Origin of the sequence: Acidaminococcus massiliensis (genome assembly GCF_900095825.1) — a bacterium.
In the GTDB taxonomy this organism is placed as follows: Bacteria; Bacillota; Negativicutes; order Acidaminococcales; family Acidaminococcaceae; genus Acidaminococcus; species Acidaminococcus massiliensis.
Genome location: NZ_LT608315.1, coordinates 1,225,776 through 1,247,973, shown reverse-complemented (window position 1 = coordinate 1,247,973; position 22,198 = coordinate 1,225,776). Strand labels below are relative to the sequence as shown.

Annotated in this window: 20 protein-coding genes; 2 read left to right on the top strand and 18 right to left on the bottom strand. The window is 57.1% G+C overall.

What is annotated here, in order from left to right:
* Positions 1 to 3: 3 nt before the first annotated feature.
* The 17 genes from BQ2657_RS06145 to thrC all read right to left on the bottom strand — a co-directional run bounded on the left by BQ2657_RS06145 (position 4) and on the right by thrC (position 19,281).
* Positions 4 to 2,226 carry a RelA/SpoT family protein gene (locus BQ2657_RS06145; protein ID WP_075579838.1) on the bottom strand — a complete coding sequence of 741 codons (2,223 nt, stop codon included), beginning with the start codon at positions 2,224 to 2,226 and terminating at the stop codon, positions 4 to 6.
* A gap of 4 nt (positions 2,227 to 2,230) precedes the next feature.
* On the bottom strand, positions 2,231 to 4,579 hold the full coding sequence (recJ, locus tag BQ2657_RS06140; protein ID WP_075579837.1) for a single-stranded-DNA-specific exonuclease RecJ: 2,349 nt from the start codon (positions 4,577 to 4,579) through the stop codon (positions 2,231 to 2,233).
* Between the two features lie 14 nt (positions 4,580 to 4,593).
* Complete coding sequence (locus BQ2657_RS06135; protein WP_075579836.1) at positions 4,594 to 4,983, bottom strand: LapA family protein; 390 nt, start codon at positions 4,981 to 4,983, stop codon at positions 4,594 to 4,596.
* Positions 4,984 to 5,103: 120 nt separating this feature from the next.
* Entirely contained in the window at positions 5,104 to 6,051 is a 948-nt protein-coding gene (locus tag BQ2657_RS06130; protein ID WP_075579835.1) for a D-2-hydroxyacid dehydrogenase, read from the bottom strand.
* Between the two features lie 319 nt (positions 6,052 to 6,370).
* Positions 6,371 to 7,252 (bottom strand): protein translocase subunit SecF, encoded by an 882-nt coding sequence (gene secF, locus BQ2657_RS06125; protein WP_075579834.1) that lies wholly within the window; start codon positions 7,250 to 7,252, stop codon positions 6,371 to 6,373.
* Positions 7,249 to 8,502, bottom strand: coding sequence for a protein translocase subunit SecD (secD, locus tag BQ2657_RS06120; protein ID WP_075579833.1), 1,254 nt, complete (start codon positions 8,500 to 8,502; stop codon positions 7,249 to 7,251). Before secD ends, secF begins: the two co-directional genes overlap by 4 nt.
* A gap of 12 nt (positions 8,503 to 8,514) precedes the next feature.
* The gene (locus tag BQ2657_RS06115; protein WP_075579832.1) at positions 8,515 to 9,090 is read right to left on the bottom strand and encodes a 5-formyltetrahydrofolate cyclo-ligase; all 576 of its coding nucleotides are present in this window, start codon (positions 9,088 to 9,090) and stop codon (positions 8,515 to 8,517) included.
* Positions 9,090 to 9,527 (bottom strand): preprotein translocase subunit YajC, encoded by a 438-nt coding sequence (yajC, locus tag BQ2657_RS06110; protein ID WP_075579831.1) that lies wholly within the window; start codon positions 9,525 to 9,527, stop codon positions 9,090 to 9,092. Before yajC ends, BQ2657_RS06115 begins: the two co-directional genes overlap by 1 nt.
* 6 nt (positions 9,528 to 9,533) lie before the next feature.
* The gene (gene tgt, locus BQ2657_RS06105; RefSeq protein ID WP_075579830.1) at positions 9,534 to 10,655 is read right to left on the bottom strand and encodes a tRNA guanosine(34) transglycosylase Tgt; all 1,122 of its coding nucleotides are present in this window, start codon (positions 10,653 to 10,655) and stop codon (positions 9,534 to 9,536) included.
* Between the two features lie 10 nt (positions 10,656 to 10,665).
* Positions 10,666 to 11,682: a tRNA preQ1(34) S-adenosylmethionine ribosyltransferase-isomerase QueA gene (gene queA / locus BQ2657_RS06100; protein ID WP_075579829.1), complete on the bottom strand. Its 1,017-nt coding sequence runs from the start codon at positions 11,680 to 11,682 to the stop codon at positions 10,666 to 10,668.
* 12 nt (positions 11,683 to 11,694) lie between these two features.
* Positions 11,695 to 13,014, bottom strand: coding sequence for a SpoIID/LytB domain-containing protein (locus BQ2657_RS06095; protein ID WP_075579828.1), 1,320 nt, complete (start codon positions 13,012 to 13,014; stop codon positions 11,695 to 11,697).
* Complete coding sequence (gene ruvB / locus BQ2657_RS06090) at positions 13,011 to 14,027, bottom strand: Holliday junction branch migration DNA helicase RuvB (protein WP_075579827.1); 1,017 nt, start codon at positions 14,025 to 14,027, stop codon at positions 13,011 to 13,013. The genes BQ2657_RS06095 and ruvB overlap by 4 nt, the downstream gene beginning before the upstream one ends.
* Positions 14,028 to 14,642 carry a Holliday junction branch migration protein RuvA gene (gene ruvA, locus BQ2657_RS06085; RefSeq protein WP_075579826.1) on the bottom strand — a complete coding sequence of 205 codons (615 nt, stop codon included), beginning with the start codon at positions 14,640 to 14,642 and terminating at the stop codon, positions 14,028 to 14,030.
* Entirely contained in the window at positions 14,639 to 15,136 is a 498-nt protein-coding gene (gene ruvC, locus BQ2657_RS06080; RefSeq protein ID WP_075579825.1) for a crossover junction endodeoxyribonuclease RuvC, read from the bottom strand. Before ruvC ends, ruvA begins: the two co-directional genes overlap by 4 nt.
* A 110-nt stretch (positions 15,137 to 15,246) precedes the next feature.
* On the bottom strand, positions 15,247 to 15,978 hold the full coding sequence (locus tag BQ2657_RS06075) for a YebC/PmpR family DNA-binding transcriptional regulator (RefSeq protein ID WP_075579824.1): 732 nt from the start codon (positions 15,976 to 15,978) through the stop codon (positions 15,247 to 15,249).
* An 88-nt stretch (positions 15,979 to 16,066) separates the two neighbouring features.
* A complete protein-coding gene (locus BQ2657_RS06070; RefSeq protein WP_075579823.1) occupies positions 16,067 to 17,581 on the bottom strand; it encodes a 4Fe-4S dicluster domain-containing protein in 1,515 nt (504 codons plus the stop codon).
* A 197-nt stretch (positions 17,582 to 17,778) separates the two neighbouring features.
* Positions 17,779 to 19,281 (bottom strand): threonine synthase, encoded by a 1,503-nt coding sequence (gene thrC / locus BQ2657_RS06065; protein WP_075579822.1) that lies wholly within the window; start codon positions 19,279 to 19,281, stop codon positions 17,779 to 17,781.
* Positions 19,282 to 19,477: 196 nt separating this feature from the next.
* Between thrC and nadE the strand changes: the two genes are divergently transcribed.
* Entirely contained in the window at positions 19,478 to 21,385 is a 1,908-nt protein-coding gene (gene nadE / locus BQ2657_RS06060) for an NAD(+) synthase (RefSeq protein ID WP_075579821.1), read from the top strand.
* A gap of 2 nt (positions 21,386 to 21,387) precedes the next feature.
* Positions 21,388 to 21,873, top strand: coding sequence for a QueT transporter family protein (locus tag BQ2657_RS06055; RefSeq protein WP_075579820.1), 486 nt, complete (start codon positions 21,388 to 21,390; stop codon positions 21,871 to 21,873).
* Positions 21,874 to 21,906: 33 nt separating this feature from the next.
* On the opposite strand, the gene BQ2657_RS06050 is transcribed toward BQ2657_RS06055, so the two are convergent.
* Positions 21,907 to 22,185, bottom strand: a complete 279-nt coding sequence (locus tag BQ2657_RS06050; RefSeq protein ID WP_075579819.1) for a thioredoxin family protein — start codon at positions 22,183 to 22,185, stop codon at positions 21,907 to 21,909.
* Positions 22,186 to 22,198: the final 13 nt, after the last annotated feature.

Below are 22,198 nucleotides of genomic sequence, written 5' to 3'. Positions count from 1 at the left end.
GCCTCACATTCCGGACACTTTCCGGTCCACTTTATAGACGCCCTTGATCCGGCGCAGCCGGCCGATGATGTAGTTCAGCTGGTCCAGGCTGCTGATATCCAGCCCCATGTCCACATAGGCCGTCTTGTTGGGATTGGTATGGGCATTGATGGAATTGATGTTCACCTTGGTCTCGCTGGCCACGGTCATGATATTGGCCATGACGCCGGGCTGGTCCACGGCCGTCAGCCGCAGCACCACCTTGTAGGCCACGTCCGTATCCACATTCCAGGAGACTTCGATCATCCGGTTGGGATCTTCCGTATTGGAAAGGACGTTGGGGCAGTCCGCCCGGTGGACGGAAACCCCGTGGCCCCGGGTGATGTAGCCCACGATAGGGTCTCCAGGGATGGGATTGCAGCATTTGGCCAGCTTCACCATGATGTCGTCCTCCCCTTTCACCAGGATCCCGTGGCTGCCCTTATGGGTCTTCACGGTCTTGGGCTTCAGCTCGCTGAGGAGCTGGGACAGGTTCTTGGTGGTGGTCTGGCGCTGGGCCTTCTTGTACAGGTCCACCAATTTCACCATGACCCCGTTGACCATCAGTCCGCCATATCCCAAGGCTGCCAAAAGGTTCTCCACGCTGCCGTCCATATGGCACCGGGAAGCCACTTCCTTCAGGTTGTCCGGGGTGAGCATGGTGTTCACATCGTAGCCCAGGCGCCGGCATTCCCGTTCCAGCATTTCCCGGCCGTTGACGATGTTCTCTTCCCGCCGTTCCTTTTTGAAGAACTGCTTGATCTTGTTCTTGGTCTGGCTGGATCCCACGATATTGATCCAGTCACGGCTGGGGCCGGGAGACTGTTTGGACGTGATGATCTCTACGATGTCCCCGTTCTTCAGGTGGTAATCCAAGGGAACGATCTTTCCGTTCACCTTGGCCCCCACGCAGCTGTTGCCCACTCCGGTATGGACCCGGTAGGCGAAATCGATGGGGACGGAGCCTTCCGGCAGGTCCAGCACATCCCCCTGGGGAGTGAACACGAACACCTCGTCGGAAAACACGTCCATCTTCACGGTATCCACGAATTCATGGGGATCCCGCATATCCTTGTGCCATTCCAGCAGCTGCCGCAGCCAGGCCATCTTGGCATCCACGCTCTTATCGGAAGAACTGGGCATCTTGGAGCCGCCGCTTTCCTTATACCGCCAGTGGGCTGCCACCCCGTATTCCGAGACCTTGTGCATCTCGAAGGTCCGGATCTGGATTTCCAGGGGCTGTCCGCTGGAAGCCACTACCGTGGTATGGAGGGACTGGTAGCCGTTGGATTTGGGCACGGCGATGTAATCTTTGAACCGGCCCGGGATGGGTTTCCATTTCCCGTGGACGATGCCCAGGACCCCGTAGCAGTCCTTCACCGTATCCACCAGCACCCGGACGGCCAGGAGATCGTAGATTTCGTTGATGGTCTTATGGTCCCGCTGCATCTTCTTGTAGATGCTGTAGAAGCTCTTGGGGCGGCCCTGGATCTGGCAGTTGATGCCGGCTTCCTCACACAGCTTCCGGAGTTCGTCCATGGCTTCCTGGACCATGGCTTCCCGTTCGTGCCGCTTGATCTTGACCTGTTCCACCAATTCATAGTAATGCTGGGGTTCCATGTACCGGAAAGCCAGATCTTCCAATTCCCATTTGATGGCGTAGATCCCCAGCCGGTGGGCCAAGGGCGCGTAGATTTCCAGGGTTTCCGAAGAGATCCGTTTCTGCTTGTTCACCGGCATGTATTTCATGGTCCGCATGTTGTGCAGCCGGTCCGCCAGTTTGATCAAGACCACCCGGATGTCCTTGGCCATGGCCAGGAACATTTTCCGGTAGTTCTCCACCTGCTGTTCTTCCCGGGAGATGTATTCGATCTTTCCCAGTTTGGTGACCCCGTCCACCAGCATGGCCACTTCCCGGCCGAAGATGTCCTCCAGCTGGTCCAAGGTCACATCCGTATCTTCCACCACATCATGCAGGAAGGCAGCGGCCAGCGTCACATCGTCCATCTGGAGCTGAGCCAAGATCGTAGCCACTCCCAGAGGATGGATGATATAGGGTTCCCCGGAAGCGCGTTTCTGCTTGGCATGGGCTTCCGCCGCGAAGTTGTAGGCTTCCCGGACGAATTCCACCTGCCGCGGGGTCAAATATTTGCCGATGCGGGCGTAGAATTCTTCCGCACTGATCGGCTTATCATCGAGCTGTTCCATTGTCTCACCTTCCTGTGGTCCAAAGCGCGGCGATTTCTGCCGGCTGCAGCTTCCAGCTGCGGTTCAGTTCCTGGAAACGGGCGTCGTATGCCGCCTGGAGGGCCTGGAACCCCTTGGAATCCTGCATATTCTTGTGTCCTGTTTCCCCTAGGGAAACCAATCCGGCTTCCCGGGTGAACAGATGCAGTTCATAAAAAATATCGAGGATGGCCTGGCTGATCCCATACCCTTCCCGGGTGGTCAAGCGGAGCAGCCGGGCTTCCTGGCAGGCGCCCTGCTGCCGGATCAGGTTCCGGATGGCCGCATAGCAGAAGCGCAGCCCAGCCAAGTCGGGGTACTTCCGGCGGAGGGCATCCCGCCGAGCCAACAGATCCTCCCGGCCGTACATCAGGTACAGCCGGCCCTGCTGATCCTTTCCCAGAGGGAATTTTTCCGGTGTCAGGACCTTTTCCGCCCCGCCGTCATAGAATACAACGGTATGGACATCTCCGGGAAGAGGTTCTCCGTACCGGAGACTATGGATTCCCGGGAATTTCTGCTGCAGGGCAACACTATCCTCTACATATACTACCGTCTTTTTATCTTTTTGTAAAATATTATTTAGCTCTGTCTCTTTATTCCGGTTCTCATGCCGCCAGTCAATAATGGTGTACGGTGCTTCTACTGCCGACACTTCCAGATCCACCGCGGTGACGCCCCGGAAAGTATTCAGCCGGGGAGAAAAAGCGATGGCTGCCACTTCTCCCGGATAAAAGGAATGGAACCGGGGCCCTTCCTGCCAAAGGAGGCCCTTATAATGGAAACCGCCCTGTTCCAGGAGGAACTTCAGATGGTTCTGTTCCCGGCCCAACAGGGAGACTTCCTGGATCTTGGCCTTGGCAAATCCCAGCACCGGTGCTGGGTTCCCCACTCCGAAAGGTTCCAGTTCCGTCAGTTCCTGGACAGCTTCCGGGGTCACTTCCCTTCCTTCCGGCACAAAATAATCCGGCACGGCTGCCGGCTCATAGGGCTGATGATCCAGCATATCCGCCACTGTCTTGGCAAAAGCTTCCCGGAAGGCAGGGATCTCCGACGTCTTCATGGTCAGTCCGGCTGCCTGGGCATGGCCGCCGAATTGGACCAGATGGTCCCGGCACCGGTCCAGGGCCTGGTACAAGTCCAAGGGCGGGATGCTCCGGCAGGATCCTTTGGCGGTTTCTCCGCTGATGGAAAGGAGCACCGAAGGCAGATGGTATTTTTCCGTCATCCGGGAGGCCACGATGCCGATGACACCGGGGTGCCATCCTTCCTCTCCCAGGACGATGCCCCATTCCGGGCTGCCCAAAGAAGCCATCTGATGCTCTGCCTCTTCGAAGATCTTCTGGCTCAGGGCCTGCCGTTCCTGGTTGGCAGAATTCAGTTCTGCCGCCAGTTCCCGGGCTTTTTCCGGATCCTGGGCCGTCAGGAGATGCACCGCCGTCATGGCGTCATCCAGCCGGCCGGCGGCGTTGATCCGGGGACCCAGGCCGAACCCGATGGTGCCGCTGTTCACTGTGCTGCCGGGAGCCACGGTCACCTGGAGCAGGGCTTGGAGGCCACAGAGAGGGCTGTGGGGCATTTTGGCCAGGCCTTTCCGGACGATTTCCCGGTTTTCATCCCGGAGAGGCACCATATCCGCTACGGTGCCCAGAGCCACCAATTCGATCAGGTCCTCCCAGTAAAATCCTGGGTTCCCGGTGAGCTTCTGTTCCAGAGCCTGGCACAATTTGAAAGCCACTCCCACCCCGGCGATCCCTTTGAAAGGATATCCGTCCCCAGGCTGGTTGGGGTTCACCACCGCCAAGGCAGCAGGCAGTTCCCGGGGAGCCAAATGGTGGTCCGTAATGATGATATCCATGGTCTTGGGAGCCTCCGCCACTTCCCGGGCGCCGCTGATGCCCGTATCCACGGTAATCAGCAGACGGGTGCCTGAGGCGGCGATTTTTTCCAGGGCGGGACGGTTCAGTCCATACCCTTCCGTATCCCGGCGGGGCACATAGACCTGCACTTTGGCTCCCCGGGCCTGCAAAAACAAATACAGCAGGGAGCTGGCCGATGTACCATCCACGTCATAGTCCCCGTAGATGGTCATGGGTTCGCCCTGCTGCAGAGCCTTCAGGATCCGTTCCACTGCCCGGTCCATATCTTTTAACAGGAAAGGGTCATAATAGGGCTGTTTTTTCCCCTTCAGGAATTCTTTGATCTGCTCCGGTTCCGTCAGGTTCCGGCGCACCAGGACTCCGGCCAGGAGGGGAGAAACCCCCATTTCCCGGCTGAGTGCCTGGATCTGGTCCGTTTCCTCCCCAGTAAGGTTCTTGATTTTCGAATAGATCATATTTCTCCTGTCCCTTATTCTTTTGGCCGGAAGGGCTTGATGATGGGCTCCTGGTCCTGGGACGGGTCATAGGCTTTTCCCTTGTGTTCCGTCCGAGGCAGGTCCATATGGGGCACCGGGCGGCGGGGCTGTCTTTCCTGCCGCGCTTCCCAGTCCGCTTTTTTATCTTCCAGCTGCCGCAGCTGCTCTTTCAGCCTGCGGTCCTTCATATAATGGCCGGCCTTGACTTTCAGGGTCCACAAGCTGGCCAGGAAAAACCCTGCCAGGAGGCAGCCCAGGATGATCAGGGCCAGGCTCATAGAAAAATGCCAGAAAAGGAAACTGACTTCCACCGCCATGGCATTCTGGAGGGCGAAGATCGCTACCAAAAGAGCAATGATTCCCATGAGGATTACATACAGCATATGAGCACATCCTTTCTGTCCGGCTCCAGGGTATATCGGTTCGACAATAGCGTGATGTATTATTATATCGCATTTCGGAAAGAAAAAGAAGGGGCTGTTGCATGCGCAACAGCCCCTTCCTTATATGCTCTTCTTATACCCTGTTTCCCGGTCCACCACATTTTCCAGAGGTTCGCCGGCCAGGTAATGCTTCAGGTTCCGGGCAGCAATGGCTGCCACCTTATCCCAGGTTTGGGCCAAGTGATGTTCCCCGCTGATATGGGGGGTAATCAAAAGATTGGGCACATCCCACAATGGGCTGTCCGCAGGCAGGGGTTCCGGGTCCGTCACGTCCAGGGCTGCCCCGCCCAGATGCCCTTCCGTAAGAGCCCGGGCCAGGTCCTCTTGGACCACTGCATTCCCCCGGCCGCAGTTGAGGAAGAAAGCTCCGGGCTTCATGGCCTGGAAAAGCTTCCCATCATACAGATGGGTGGTTTCCGGCGTCCCTGGGAGCACGCTGGCTACTACATCTGCCCGGGCCAGGAACCGGGGCAGATCTTCCAGGGTGCCCATTTCGTCCGCTTCTGGAGGAAGCGCACCCCGATGCCGCCGGATGCCGATCACATGAGCTCCCAGGAGACGGCACAGACGCCCGAAAGCCCGGCCGATATCCCCAAAGCCTACGATCACTACGGTGGCTCCTTCCAGACTGGTCACTTCTCCTTCATCCTTCCACTGGTGCTGGAGCTGGTTCTGATGATACAGGTACAGCTTCTTCTGGAGGGACAGGAGGAGGGCCAGCATATGTTCCGAAAGGGCTTGGCCGTAGGCTCCCGTGCTGTTGGTCAGCTGCACCTGAGGGGCCAGGATCCCCGGCCGGCAGTAAGCATCGGCTCCGGCAGAATTCAGCTGGAGCCATTTTAGGCTCGTGAGCCCCGCCAGCTTTTTAGGAGAAACGTTGCCGATGATCACTTCCGCTCCCTGGAGAGCCGCCGCATCCTTCCCATAAACGAACTCCGCTCCGGGTGCCGCTGCTTCCAAGACTGCTTTATCCTTTTCCCGTACATACATGGGCACTGCGATTTTCATAGTATCAGGTCCTTTCCGCTGCGGGCGCTTGGCCCGCAGCTATAGAGCCGCACAGCGGCTCAAGTCCGGAGTCTGAAGTCGGAAGTCCATGGAGAAAACTTGCAGGCAAATTTTTTGAATGTGTAAATCGGTACCGTAGGAACTCCACGCCAGGGAACCCACAGATTCGCCGATAGTTCGTTCATCCAGCAGTGTGACAGGCCTGCGCCCCTACGGTTTTACACAATAAAAAGGACCTGGCCAATCAAGCCAGGTCCTAACCTGAGGCTTCCGACTCCAGACTCCTGACTTCCATCTGGAGATAAGGCGCCTTGCCGCCTTATCTCCTCAGTTTTTTTCGAAAGAACAGCCACATGCTCCCGGCCAGGAAAGTGGAGGTGTAGAACCCGCTGCAGAAGCCCACCAGCATGGCGAAGGAGAAGTTGTGGATGGTCTCTCCCCCGAACAGGAAGATGGCCACCACCGCAAACAAGGTGGTCAGGGTGGTGTACACGCTCCGGGTCATGGTCTGCCAGATGCTGGCATCCACCAAATCCCCCATGCTTTCGTTCCGGCGATGGGTATGGAGATTTTCCCGGATCCGGTCGAACACCACGATGGTGCCGTTGACAGAATACCCGACCACGGTCAGAAGAGCTGCCACGAAGGAAGAATCAATTTCCAGGTGGAGCACCGAGAACCAGGTGAGGGTCACCAATACATCGATGATCAGGGCCACGATGGCGGCCAGGGCAAAGCGCAGTTCGAACCGGATGGTGATATAGATGATCATCAGCACCCAGCTGAGGACCACCGCCCCGATGGCAGATTTCACCAGGTCGCCGCCTACGGTAGCGCCCACGTTTTCCACCCGGAGCACTTCATTTTTCCCCAGGCGGCCGGTCAGGTCGTTCATCACTTCCACCCGCTGGCTGTCGCTGATGATCCCGGTACGGATCAGCACCGATTGGCTGGTCTCCACCTGCTGGTCGCTGCTGCCCAGCTGGATCACGCTGCTGCCCAGCTGATGGTCGCTGAGCACGGTCCGGACCTGGGCCACGGATACCGGCTGGTCGAACTTGATATCCAGGATGCTGCCCCCGGTGAAATCGATCCCCAGGTTGAAGCCCCGGGTGAACATGGATACGATCCCCACGATCAGCACCACGGCTGTGATGGAAAAGAAGATCTTGGCATGCTTGACTATGGAAAACTTATTCATCGTGCCGCCTCCCCTTTTCCGTTTTTTTCTTTCGGTTGATATCCCCGGACACCGAACCAGGCCGGGTTCTTTGTAAAGTTGCTGCCGATGAAGGCACTGAGGATGAACTTGGTCACCGTCACTGCCGTGAACATACTGATCAATACCCCAAGGGCCAAGGTCACGGCAAAGCCCTTGATGGGGCCGGTGCCCAGATAGAACAGCACTGCCGCAGCCATGAGAGTGGTCACGTTGGAATCCAGGATGGTGGTGAAGGCCCGGGAGAAACCGGAACTTACAGCCGCCCGGAGGGTCTTTCCGGCCTGGATTTCTTCCTTGAACCGTTCAAAGATCAGTACGTTGGCATCCACGGCCATCCCGATGGACAGGATGATCCCGGCGATCCCCGGCAGGGTCAAGGTGGCATTGAGTCCCTTCATCACCGCCAGGAGCAGCAGGGTATAGAGCAGCAGGACGATATCCGCCACCAGCCCTGCCAAGCGGTAATACAGCAGCATGAACAGGAACACCCCGGCCAGCCCGATGGCAAAAGCCTTCATGCTGGCGTCCTTGGCGTCCTGGCCCAGGGTAGGACCTACGGTGCGGTTTTCCACCACTTCCAGCTTCACCGGCAGAGAGCCGCTGCGCAGGAGGATGGCCAAATGTTCCGCTTCCTTGGCGTCCTTGGACCCGGTGATCTGGGCATTGCCCCCAGTGATGGGTTCGCTGACCCGGGGAGCGGTGAGCACGTTGCCGTCCAGGAGGATGGCAATCTGCCGGCCCACGTTCCGGGCGGTCAGGTCGGCGAATTTCTTCGCCCCTTCTTCATTGAACTGGAGCGTGACCACCGGCTGGCCGCTCTGGTCTGCACTGGCTTTGGAATCTTTCAAATCTTTCCCGGTGAGGACGGTGTTCCCTTCCATGTCCTTGAACTCCAGCATAGCCGTCTTGCCCAGCATGGCAATGGCCTGTTCCGGATCCTTCACTCCGGGCAGTTCCACGATGATCTTGTCCTTGCCCTGGCGCTGGATCACCGGTTCCGTCAGGCCCAGTTCATTGACCCGGCGTTCGATGATCTGGATGGACCGGTTGATGGCGTCGTCATCCACCTTGCTTTCCGGCGTTTCCTGGGCCTGGAGCACCACATGGGTGCCGCCCTGCAGGTCCAGGCCCTGTTTTACCGTACTGGCCAGAGGCTTGATGAATACGGCAAATGCAATCACGATGGCCAGCACTGAAACCAGCAGCTTGACCCGATTTTTACCCTCCAAAACGATTCCTCCTTATTTTCCGTTATTCTTGCATACCCGCAGTCCTTTTTCCGTACACAGATAACGGACTTTCGCGTCATGGGCATTGGTGGGCAGCTCTTTCTGGACCTGCACCTCATACCCGATTGCCATGGGAACCCCTTTGGTGCACCGTGGCAGGAAACGATCGTAATACCCGGCTCCCCGGCCCAGCCGTTCGCCCTGGGCGGTAAAGCCCAGACCGGGCGTCAGCACCAGGTCGATGTCTTCCGGGGCGATGGTTTCCACCGGTTCCTGGGGCGTACGGATGCCGTAACGGTCCCGCCCCAGCTTCTTCAAGGTCACCAGCCGGGCCGCCGCCATCTCCCCCGGTCCTTCCAGGATCTGGGGCACGCACACGGTCTTGCCCATGTTGAGGGCTGTCTGGAGGGACTGATCGATGTTCACTTCCCCCGGTTCTCCCAGGTAGCCCATGATCACTTTCCCTTCCAGGAAAAGCCGGCTGTTGACGATGTGGCTGTTGATCTCCCGGTTGTATTTATGGATTTCCCGCTGGTTCAGTTTCTGGATTTTCTCCCTGATTTCCTGGCGGGCTGTTTTCTTATCCATTATTTTCCTTCTCCGTTCCCTTCAGCCTTGGGGGCTTCTGCTGCCGGTGCTTCCGGAGTTTCTGCCGGTTTGGCTTCCGGTTCCGCCTTAGGGGCTTCTTCCTTCTTGGCAGCTTCTTCTTTCTTGGCTGCCTCTTCCTTCTTAGCAGCCTTCCGGATGTTCTTCTTGTCGAAAGCGGAAGTGATCACACCGCCCACGGCTGTCTTGCGGATGTGCATTTCCACCCCTTCTGCCACTTTGATCCGGATCTTGTCCTCATAGACCTTGGTGATGGTGCCCAGGATGCCGCCGATGGTGACGATGTTGGTGCCCACCTTCAGGGAATCCAGCATTTCAGCGCGTTTCTTCTGGTCCCGTTTCTGGGGACGGTAGATCATCAGGTAGAAGATCACACCCATGAGAATGAAGGGCCAGGCCATTTGAAGCAGATTTTCCATCAAAAATTACCTCCTTGTGGTTTCATAATTCTCTAAGAACGCTGCCCGGAATTCCGGGAACGTATCGTTAGCGATGGCTGTTCTCATATCCTCTGCAAATTTTAGCAGAAAATGGAGATTATGTATAGATAAGAGCCGCAGGGCCAGGATCTCTTCCGCCTTGAACAGGTGGCGGATGTAGGCCCGGCTGAAATGGCGGCAGGTGTAGCAGTCGCAGTGTTCATCGATGGGCCGCCAGTCTTCGGCGTACTGGGCGTTCCGCACCACCAGCCGTCCGGTAGGGAGCATGGCGGTGCCGTTCCGGGCCACCCGGGTGGGATACACACAGTCGAACATATCTACCCCCAGGTTCACCCCTTCTACCAGGCAGTCGGGGGTACCCACCCCCATGAGATACCGGGCCTTGTCCTTGGGCATATGCTGGGTGGTCTTATCCAGGATGTCATACATCAGGGGATGGGGTTCTCCCACGGACAGGCCGCCGATGGCAAATCCTGCGAAATCCATATCCGTGATGGCCTTGGCGCTGTATTCCCGCAGATCCGGGTACATGCCCCCCTGGATGATGCCGAAGAGCCCTTGATCCTCTCGGGTCTTGGCTTCCAGGCACCGCCGGGCCCAGCGGGTAGTCCGTTCCGTAGACTGTTTGGCATAGGCGTGGTCCGCTGGGTAAGGGATGCATTCATCGAAAGCCATGATGATGTCCGCTCCTAGGTCCTCCTGGGCCTTGGTAGCCACTTCCGGGTTCAGGAACTGCCGGGAACCGTCCAGGTGGGACCGGAACATCACCCCTTCTTCGGTGATCTTCCGCATCTCTCCCAAGCTGAACACTTGGAAACCGCCGCTGTCGGTGAGCATCCCCCGCTGGTAGTTCATGAACTTGTGGAGGCCGCCGGCTTTCCGGATCAGCTCCGTGCCCGGCCGGAGGAATAAATGATACGTATTGGACAGGATCACCTGGGAATGCATGGCGTACAGCTCTTCCGGGGTCAGGGTCTTTACCGTAGCCTGGGTCCCCACCGGCATGAACATGGGGGTATCGAAAGTCCCGTGGGGGGTGTGGAGTTTCCCCAGCCGGGCCCCGCTCCGGGGGTCTTCCTTGATGAGTTCGAAATAGACGGAATGCATTTTATCTCCTTTAATGAATGAACATGGCGTCGCCAAAGCTGAAGAACCGGTATTTTTCCTGGACCGCCACCTTATAGGCATGGAGGATGTTCTCTCGGGAGCTGAGGGCGGACACCAGCATGATCAGGGTGCTCTGGGGCAGGTGGAAGTTGGTGACCAGGGCATCTACGAACCGGAACTGGTAGCCGGGATAGATGAAGATGCTGGTCCAGCTGCCCCCGGCTTTCATTTCTCCGCTGGCCCCGGCGCTTTCCAAGGTCCGGACGGAAGTGGTGCCCACAGCGATGATCCGCCGTCCTTCTCGTTTGGCTTTGTTGATGGCATCAGCAGCTTCCTGTGAGACGGTGTAGAATTCCCGATGCATCTTGTGGTCCTCGATCCGGCTTTCATTCACCGGACGGAAGGTCCCCAGGCCCACATGGAGAGTGACGAACACTTCCTCCACGCCCATATCTTTGATTTTCTTCAACAGTTCCTTGGTGAAATGGAGCCCAGCAGTGGGAGCAGCAGCGCTGCCCCGTTCCCGGTTGTACACGGTCTGGTAGCGTTCGCTGTCCTTGAGCTTTTCGTGGATGTAAGGAGGCAGCGGGGTCTCGCCCAGCCGGTCCAGGATTTCTTCGAAGATCCCTTCATAGTGGAACCGGGCGATCCGGCCCCCGAAATCCGTGGTGTCCAGGATCTCACAGCTCAGTTCCTCGCTGAATTTGATCTGGGCTCCTTTTTGGAGCTTCTTGCCCGGTTTCACCAGCACTTCCCAGTCCGTGGCATTTTTCCGGGTCAGCAGGAATACTTCCACATGGGCTCCCGTAGTCTTCACTCCGTGGAGCCGGGCCGGGATCACCCGGGTATCGTTGAACACCAGCAGGTCCCCGGGCTTCAGGTATTCCGGCAAGTCGTAGAAATGCCGGTGTTCCAGTTCCCCGGTCTTTTTGTCCATCACCAGGAGCCGGGAAGAATCCCGGGGCTCCACCGGTGTCTGGGCAATGAGTTCCTCTGGCAGATCGTAATCGAAATCAGTAACTTCCATCTTTCTTCTCTCCTAATAGACCTGTTTCACCGTGATCCCCTGGTAGTAATGGGACAGGATGGTCTTGTAATCATTGTACTTTCCCCGTTTGTTTTTCTGGAGGGCCATGCCCCGTGCGCCCCATTGGCTGAGGCCCACTCCGTGGCCGAACCCGTTGCCGGTGAAGATCACCTTTTCCCCGTCTACATTGGTGAACAGGCGCATGTCTCCCACGCTGGCCCCCTCGGTGCCGGATTTCTTGTCCCCGCTGATGGGGATGGTCTTCTTCCCGATGGGATAGCCATAGCCGTTGGTGATGGTCACATCCAATTCTTTGGGCCGTTCCAGGCCGATCCGGATATCAAAGAGGGCGCTATCCAGATCCAACAGGGACCGGACCTGGCTCCCTGTGAGGGTGATGCTTTTCTTCGAACCCACGAAGGTCATCCGCTTCACCCGGCCGGAGGTCCCCCGGTCCGGGGTCCAGCGCATGGGTGGTGCTGTCCGGGCGGACAGCCGGATGCCCTGGAGATCTCCCAGCTCATAGCCGCCCTGGCTCAGGAGCCGGGTAAGCTGGACCTTGGTGAAGACCCGGTTCCAGGAAAATTTGGGGGAATCCTGGTCGTAATCGGGCACCGCCTGGAGGTAGGGGATGTCCTTGCCCCAGACGGCACTGGCCGCTTCCGTATAGCCGCCTCCGCTGCTGTGGAACACCGCCTGGATGGGTTCCCCCTCATAGAGGGCAGCCACCCCGCTGGTGGCATCCACCAGTTTCGTAGTATTGGCGTGCTCGGCGCTGATCCCGCCGTACACCTGGCCCAGTTCGTTGGCCCGGATGTCGAAATTGGGATATTTCCCGTGGTCCAGGCTGTAGAGGGCAAAGCTCCGAGCGGCCACTGCCTGGGCCTTGATGGCTTCATCCGGCCACAGGGGCAGCACTTCTTTGGCCACCACCCCATAGAGATACTGTTCCAGAGGCAGGGTGTTCACCAGGGTCAGATTCTTTTTCCCGCTGTTCAGGAGTACGGTCAAGGCTCCCCGGTATTTTTTCTGGTGGACCAGCACCGGATTTTTGGCATCAGCCGCCAAGAGGGATACCTGGCTGCTGCCCAGTTTTTTCTGGTCCGCATAGAGGCTTCCGTTCTTCACGCTGATGAAGTGGCTCCCTGGCTGCAGCACTGTGGTCCGTCCGCCCGGCTCCACCACCTTGATCTTGCCGGAGGAACTGATCTGGGCGGAGAATTGATCCACCGCCAGTCCCACCCGCAGCTTCGGGCCTCCCCCTGCCGCCAAGGCCAGGCTCTGGCACAGCAGCAGGAACAGGCAGAGAAAAATCCCCAGGGTCTTCTTCATTTGTTTCCATCCTCCGTGGGATAAGGCACCCCCAGATATTGATAGGCCGCCAAGGTGGCCTGTCGGCCCTTGGGGGTCCGCTGGAGCATGCCCAGCTGCATCAAGTAGGGTTCATAGACATCTTCCAAAGTCTCGGTCTCTTCGTTGAGGGAAGCTGCCAAGGTATCCACCCCCACCGGACGGCCTCCGAAATCCTTCACCAGCTTCTGCAGCAGCCGCCGGTCGTTCTGGTCCAGGCCCAAATCATCGATTTCCAGCCGTTCCATGGCATGCCGGCATACGTCCCGGGTGATTACCTCATGACCAGCCACTTCTGCAAAATCCCGTACCCGTTTCAGCAGCCGGTTGGCCACCCGGGGCGTCCCTCGGCTCCGGCGCCCGATTTCATAGGCTCCGTCGGATTCGATGGAAACCCCCAGGATCTCCGCCGCCCGCTCCACGATGATCTGGAGCTCTTCCGGAGTATAGAATTCCAGATGGCAGATCACTCCGAACCGGTCCCGGAGCGGAGCCGCAATGGACCCCATCCGGGTGGTGGCCCCGATCAAAGTGAACCGGGGCAGATCCAGCCGGACGCTCCGGGCAGCCGGTCCCTTCCCGATGATGATGTCCAAGGCATAGTCTTCCATGGCCGAATAGAGGATTTCCTCCACGGTCTTGGGCAGCCGGTGGATTTCATCGATGAACAATACATCGCTGTCGCTGAGGTTGGTGAGGATGGCTGCCAGATCTCCCTGCCGCTCCAGCGCCGGCCCGCTGGTAATCCGGATGTTCACATTCAGTTCGTTGGCGATGATGTTGGCCAGGGTGGTCTTTCCCAGGCCCGGCGGTCCATAGAGCAGCACATGGTCCAGGGCTTCCTTTCGTTTCAGGGCTGCCTGGATGAAAATCTCCATGTTCCGTTTCACTTTGGACTGACCGATGTATTCCGCCAGCCGCCGGGGGCGCAGGCTGTACTGCCAGCCGTCCTGCTCCTGTTCGTGCCCGGCGATCACGCGATTGGTATCTTCCATTTAACTCCTCCTGGCCATCAGGCGCAGTGCCTCTTTCAAAAGGTCTTCTGCCTTGCTGTCAGCGGTCACTTTCAGTTTCTTCAGTACTTGGGCGATTTCCCCCTGGGTGTAGCCCAGATAGCTGAGCCCTTCGGCCACAGCCCCCAGGGGCGTGGTGTCATCATCCGGCACATCTCCCTCATAGCCGCCTGCTGTTCCTTCCTCTTCCAGCCCTTCCGGCCCAGTCATGTCCTTCAGTTCCAGCAGCAGCCGTTCCGCCGTTTTCTTCCCGATCCCCGGCAGCTTGGTCAAGAACTTCAGGTCCCGGTTCTTTACCGCCAAATAGAAAGCATCCACCTTGGAGGCAGAAAGGATCCCTTGGGCCATCTTGGGACCGATGCCACTGACGGTGATCAGCTGGGTGAACAGGGAATAGGCATCGTAGGAGAGGAAGCCGAAAAGCTGGAGGGCATCCTCCCGTACGGACAGATAGGTATAGATCTTCACCTTCTGGTCCACCTGGATCCGGGAAAGGTCCCCGGTGTTCAGGAAGATCCGGTAGCCCACTCCCTGGGTATCCACCAGGCAGAAATTCGTTCCAATATGGTCCACCCGTCCGGTAATGAATCCAATCATCGCATTCTCTCCCGCAGTTCCTGTTCCCGGATGAAGTTCAGCCCTGTGATGCCGATGGCCAGGGCGTCGGCCACATCATCCGGTTTGGGTTTTTCCTCGATATGGAGCAATTTCTGTACCATATAGGTCACCTGTTCCTTGTTGGCCCGCCCGGTCCCGGTGATGGCCTGCTTCACTTGGATGGGCGTATATCCGTAGACCGGGATGCCGGCCTGGGCCGCCGTCAGCAGGATGACGCCCCGGGCCTCCCCTACGGCAATGGCCGTGGTCACATTCCGGTTGAAGAAGAGCTTTTCCACGGACATGAAATCCGGCCGGAAGCGCTGGATCAGTTCCGTCAGCTCCTCATAGATCTTGTTCAGCCGCCGTTCTGGCAGCATATCCTTATCCGTAAAGACGGCTCCATAATGGACGGGGATCAGCCGGCTCCGTTCCAGCCGCACCAGCCCGTAGCCGCAGATCGCCGTACCCGGGTCGATACCCAATGCCAGCATAGACAATTCCCTCCTTATGGTGAAAAAGGCCGGCCTCCAGGGAACATTTCCCCAGCTGGCCGGCCATATGTACTCCTGGGATGACTGTTCAGCAGCAACAGCAGTTCCCTTTATTCTTCATCAGGCAGGTCAGCGTTCGTATAAACGTCCTGCACATCATCCAGATCATTGAACGCGTCGATCATGTTCTGGACCTTCTCTGCATCTTCCCCGGCCACTGCAACAGTATTGTCCGGGATCAGGGACAGCTCGCTCATGGCCACTTCGATGTTGTGATCAGCCAGAGCCTTTTCCACGGCATCGTAATCTTCCGGAGCCGTGGTGATCACATAGGCATCATCGGTGGTTTCCATATCTTCCGCACCGGCATCCAGAGCCACTTCCATCACTTCGTCTTCAGAAGGAGCCCCTTCCTTTTCTACGGTGAATACCCCTTTGTTCTTGAACATCCAGCCTACGCAGCCGGATTCCCCCATGTTCCCGCCTTTGGAGAACACGTGGCGCACATCGGCAGCCGTCCGGTTCCGGTTGTCCGTCAGGGCGCTGACCATGATGGCCACCCCAGCGGGGCCGTATCCTTCATAAGTGATCTGTTCGTAGTTGGACCCTTCGGTAGCACCCTGGCCCTTGGCGATGGCCCGTTTGATGTTGTCCTTGGGGATGTTGTTGGCCTTGGCTTTGGACAAAGCCAGCTTCAGTCTCATATTGCCAGTAGGATCAGGACCGCCCATGCGTACAGCAATCGTGATTTCACGGCCGATCTTCGTGGTGATCTTCCCACGGAGCGCATCAGCCTTGCCTTTTTTGAATTTGATATTAGCCCACTTGGAATGTCCTGACATTCTTGATTCCTCCTACATAAATTCGAAAACGCCGGGTAAGAGCCCTCGTTTCAACGTACTCATACCCGGCTATTTTATCACACTCTGTTTATTTGCGCAAATATACCCGTTCCATGTCCACGTTCTTCACGCCATCCATGGCCTGTTCGATCTTGCCGGCGCTGTCTGCCTGGGTAGTATCTGCAAAGCGTTTCAGCAGCACCCGGGTGAGGCCTGGTTCCGTAAGAGCCCCCGGCCCGTTGAGGCAGCCCTTCTGGCAGGCCATCCCTTCCAGATACTGGATATCCAGCTTGCCGGCTTCCACATCTTTCAAAGCCTGGAGGCATTCATCCAGCCCATTGCAGTAGAGGCTCTTCAGAGAGTCCACATCCACTTCCGGATGGTTGTCCCGGACATAATCCTTGACGGCATTGCTGACGCCGGCCGCCTGGGGGAAGCTGCAGCCATCGGCGGAAGAAGCGGCATGGAAAGGGGCCTCTTCGCATTTGGCCGGGTCGATGTCCTGGCTGTCCATCATGCACTTCAGTTCTTCGAAAGTCAGTACGAAATCGATTTCGTCCGGATGTTCCCGGGCTTCCACTTTCTTGGCGATGCAGGGACCGATGAAGCAGGTGAGGGCACCGGGATGCTTGTATTTCTCCAGTTTGCTCCGGGCCACCATGGGAGACACCGCATCGGAGATACAGTCTGCCAATTCCGGGGCATGGCGTTTCACCGTAGCCACGAAAGCCGGGCAGCAGGAGCTGGTCATGACTTTCTGTTTGCCGGTGGGCACCTTTTCCAGGAATTCTTCCGCTTCAGAGATGGTGGTCATATCGGCTCCCAGCGCCACTTCCTTCACAGAAGCAAACCCCAGTTCCTGGCAGGCTTTGACGATCTGGCCTGGATGCACCTTCAGTCCGAACTGGCCCACAAAGGAAGGAGCCAGGAGGGCCACCACTTCTTGGCCGCTCTTGATGGCCTGGATCAATTGGACGATGTGGCTCCGTTCCTCGATGGCGCCGAAGGGGCAGGCACCCCGGCAGGCCCCGCATTCCACGCAGATGTTCTTATCGATTTCCGCTTTCTTGTTCACGCCGGTATGGAGAGCATGGACCTTGCAGGCGTTTTCGCAGGGACGGGCGATTTCCACCACAGCGCCGTAGGGGCAGGCCCGTTTGCAGTTGCCGCATTCTACGCACATATCATAATCGATGTGGGCACGGCCCTGGTACACAGAAATGGCCTTCTTGGGGCAGCCGTTCATGCAGCGGTGGGTCAGGCAGCGGCGGCACACATCGGTGATCATATATTTGTTCACCGGGCAGGCAGAACAGCCTTCCGGCAGCACAGCGATGACATGCTGGGTCCGATCCACCGGTTCTGAAATGGCTTTGTTGGCCGCCTCGATGATGTTCATATCTGTATCTACACCCAGGGCCACACAGATCCGCTCCTTCAAGACCGCCCGTTCCTTGTGGACGCAGCAGCGGGTCCTGGGAGTATTCTCGTTGACGATCTGCAGGATGTCATAGACATGGTCCGGCAGGTTCCCGTCATAAGCCATTTTCGACAGCATGGTCAGCACTTTCCGTCTGATATTTGTAATAACAGTGACTTCCATTTCTTGCTCCCCTTTGAATCATATAAAAAATCGATCAATCTATATGCCTTCTATCATACCATACTTTGCTCAAAAAAATAAGCTGGGAACTGTATATTTTTAAATGAAACTGACACAAAAGTTACACTTATCTATAGGTTTTTTCTTATGTCAGGTATAACAAAAGGGACCCTGTCGGGTCCCTTTTGTGTAACTCTTTACTCCAATCCTAACAGCTTCTTCACTTCCGCTTCCAGCTGGGTCTTATCTACTACATCGCTCTGGCGTCTCTGGAGCTTGGGCAGTTCCTGCATGCTGGCCGGAATGGGCAGCTTGGCCACTCTGCTCAGGTCTTCCATGGCCACAAAGGGATCCAGTTCCTTCCCTTCGTAGGTATCCGGATCGATGGAAGCTAGGACCACATCGTTGAACTTGAAGGGACTGGCAGTACTCAGGACGATGCTGTAGGTCTCGTCCCCGGTCATCAGCCGGTATTTTTCCATGGCCTTGTAAGCCACCGCTGTATGGGGATCCATTACATAACCATAGTTATTGTACACATCTCCGATGGTCTCCCGGGTCTCCACTTCATCCACCCAGGTGCCGAAGAAGTCCTTCAGGATCTGGTTCTGGAGCTCGGTGCCGATCTTGTATTCGCCCTTTTCGTTCAATTCCTTCATCCATTCTGCTACCTGAGCCGCATCATGGCCTGTCTCTTCGAACAGCAGCCGTTCCAAGTTGCTGGAAACCAGGATGTCCATGGAAGGCGAAATGGTCTTATGGAAGGGGCGTTTCCGATTGTAGACTCCAGTATTGATGAAGTCCGTCAGTACATTGTTGCTGTTGGAAGCACAGATGAACTTGTTCACCGGCAGGCCCATCAGTCTGGCATAGAAACCGGCCAGGATGTCTCCGAAGTTCCCCGTGGGCACTGCAAAGTTCACCGGTGCCCCATTTTCGATCCGGCCGCTGTTCACCGCATCTGCATAGGCACTGAAATAGTACACGATCTGGGGCACCAGGCGTCCCCAGTTGATGGAGTTGGCGGAAGAGAAGGCACACCCGTGTTCCTGGAGTTCTTGGGCCAGAGGCTGGCTGCCAAACAGGATCTTCACCCCGGTCTGGGCATCATCGAAGTTCCCTTCCACAGCTACGGCATGGACATTGTCCCCTTTCTGGGTCACCATCTGGAGCTTCTGGATATCGCTGACCCCTTCCTGGGGATAGAACACGATGACTTCCGTTTCCGGCACATCGGCGAACCCGGCCATGGCCGCTTTCCCAGTATCTCCGGAAGTGGCCACCAGGATCACCAGTTTCTTCTGTTCCCCAGTCTTCTGGACCGCTTTAGTCAGGAACAGAGGCAGGATCTGCAGGGCCATGTCTTTAAAAGCACAAGTGGGGCCATGCCACAGTTCCAGTACATCCAGATTGTCCTTCAGCAGGTGCAGCGGTGCCGGGAAATCCCCGAAACGGTCCTTGCTGTACGCCGTTTCCACACAGTTCCGCAGTTCGTCTTCGCTGTAGTCCGTCAGGAACCGGGCCAGTACCGTCAGAGCCCGATCGCTGTACGGAGCTTCCCGCATGGCATCGATTTCCGCCAGGCTGATGGGCGGGAATTCTTTCGGAACAAAAAGTCCTCCGTCTGCCGCCAGTCCATTGGAGATCGCGTGAGCCGAGCTCACCATATCCGTTTTCCCTCTTGTGCTAATGTATAACATAGTCCCCCCTACTTTCTGCATATCGCATAAGGTATCATAGCATATGCGCTGTATATATGCAACATTTACAGACGAAGATTTTGCTTTGTTCGTATTTTCACGACGGCCCTGCTCCCCGTCTTTCCTATCCTGTCCCCTTTTGCTATAATGGAAGCAGTTATTGATTCATTATATCAATTTATGGAGCGAGAAACAAATGGACATCAAAATTGCTTGTGCACAAATCCAAGTAGAGCCGGGGAATCCGGAAGCCAATACCCGCAAGGCCCTGGATGCCATCGCCAGAGCCCGTGGAGCCCAGGTGGATATCCTGCTCCTGCCGGAACTGATGGTCCCGGGCTACCTGCTGGGAGACCTGTGGGAGCAGAGTGCCTTTCTCCGGGACTGTGAAGCCTGGGGAAAAGAGATCATCGCCGCCAGTGAAGGGATCTGCGTGATTTTCGGCAACATCGCCACCGACCCGGACAAAGTCAATGAAGACGGCCGGATCCGGAAATACAACGCGGCCTTTGTAGCCCAGGACGGGAAGCTGCTCCAGGGCGGCCTGCCTTATCCCTTCATCAGCAAGACCTCCCTGCCGGACTACCGGGAATTCGACGACAGCCGGTACTTCCACAGCATCGCCAAACTGCTGCCGGAACTGGGCCGGAACGTGACCATCGAAGACCTGGTAAAACCGGTCCCGGTGTCCATCCGAGGCCGGGAAGTGAAACTGGGAGTACTCCTGTGCGAAGACGGCTGGACAGAAAACTACTATTATAATGTACCGGAACTGCTGAAGAAAAATGGGGCCCAGATCCTCTGCAACCTTTCCTGCTCCCCCTATACTTTCCACAAGAACCGGAAGCGCCATGAGCTGTTCGTGCACCAGTCCAGATCCTGCGGCATCCCTTTGGCCTACTGCAACAACGTGGGGATCCAGAACAACGGCAAGAACGTGTTCACCTATGACGGCTGCAGCTGCATGTACAATGCCCGGGGAGAAATGATCACTGATTCCCCGGCTTTCCAAGAAGACCTGCTGGTGAGCCTCTGGGATCCAGATACGGGGCTGCTCCAAGGAGAAAGGGGGCTCCAGCCCGCCCTTACCGATGCCCAGGCCGTCTATACCGCGCTCCGGTACGGAGCCTCTCTTTTCTTGGACCAGCTGGGCATCCGGAAAATGACCATCGGGGTTTCCGGCGGCATCGATTCCGCCGTCACCGCAGCCTTTTACGTGGACATCCTGGGGCCGGAAAACGTCCTCTTGGTAAATATGCCCAGCCAGTACAATTCGGAACTGACCAAAGGGCTGGCCCAGAAAATGGCGGAAGCCCTGGGGACCCATTACACCATCCTTCCCATCCAAGAAGTGGTGGACAAGACCATCCTCCAGTTCAACAGCGCACCCATCCACAACTACGGCACCGGCGAGGAATTCCACCTGAAAGTCACGCCCTTTGCCACAGAAAACATCCAGGCCCGGGACCGGGGTGCCCGGGTGCTGGCCGGCCTGGCTTCCATTTTCGGCGGGGGCTTCTCCTGCAACTCCAACAAGGCAGAAATGACTGTAGGCTACGCCACCTTCTACGGAGATATCGCCGGGGTCCTGGCCCTCATCGGGGATCTGTGGAAGCACCAAGTCTATGCCCTGGGCCGTTATCTCAATGAAGCCGTATTCCAGAAAGAAGTCATCCCGGAAGAGATCTTCCAGATCAAGCCCAGCGCGGAATTGTCCGATGCCCAGACCGTGGGCAAAGGGGGAGATCCCCTGGTCTATCCCTACCATGATTACTTGCTCCAAGCCTTTGTGGAAAGCTGGTACAAGACTTCTCCGGAAGAACTCCTGACCTGGTACGCGGAAGGGACCCTGGAAGGACATCTGGGTTGTGAAAAGGGCCTGGTGGAACAGCTGTTCCCGGACGCCCAGGCTTTCATCGAGGATCTGGAACGGTGGTGGAAGCTGTTCTGCGGTCTGGCTGTGGCCAAGCGGATCCAAGCGCCTCCCATCCTGTCCATTTCCAAACGGGCCTACGGCTATGACCACCGGGAAGCCCAACTGAAGCCTTTCTATTCCCGGAAATACAAAGAACTGAAAGCCCGTCTGCTGAAAGGGCAGGCCTGAAGATGGGAAAGGAAACTTGGCTGCTGCGGAACGCCCTTTTGGCAGCGGTCTACGCCGCCCTCACCCTGGGACTGGCCCCGCTCAGCTACGGACCTATCCAGATACGGTTTTCCGAATGTCTGACCCTCTTGGCTTTCTACAATCCCAAATGGATCCCCGGTCTCACGGCCGGATGCTTCCTGGCCAACCTGGGGAGCCCGTTCGGACTGCCGGATATGCTCCTGGGCACCCTGGCCACTTTCTTGGGGATCTGGCCCATGCACCGGATGAGGAATCCTCTCCTGGCCTCTCTGTGCCCGGTGGTGAGCAATGGAGTGCTGATCGGGGCTGAACTGGATGTACTGGCGGCCCTGCCCCCAGATCTGTCCCTGGGGGCAGCCATGGTCTACATCGGGGCCGGAGAATGCCTCAGCGTCACAGTGCTGGGGAACCTGCTGCTGAAGATGGTCATGAAGAACGAAACCTGCCGGAAAATATTGATGGAATGAAAAATGAGGTGCCGCTCACGCAGCACCTCATTTTCATTTCTCACTGATTCTTTGGAAAAAATCACCCAAGATCTTTTCCATCTTCTCCCGGTCATCCCCCGGCTGGGCTTCGTAAACTTTTTCTTCCCCATAGAAGAAGGTGGGGACATAGTAATAGTTCCGGCCCTTCAATTTTTCCGGTTCCCGGTTCTCGTTCACCTTCACCAGGGGAATCTTTTGGTATTCCGGATGTTTGGCAAAGAGATCTTCCAGCACCTCACCGGCCAGTTTGCAGTAAGGGCAGCCATCCATATAGATAAAAAGCAGTTCCATGATTTTCCTCCTT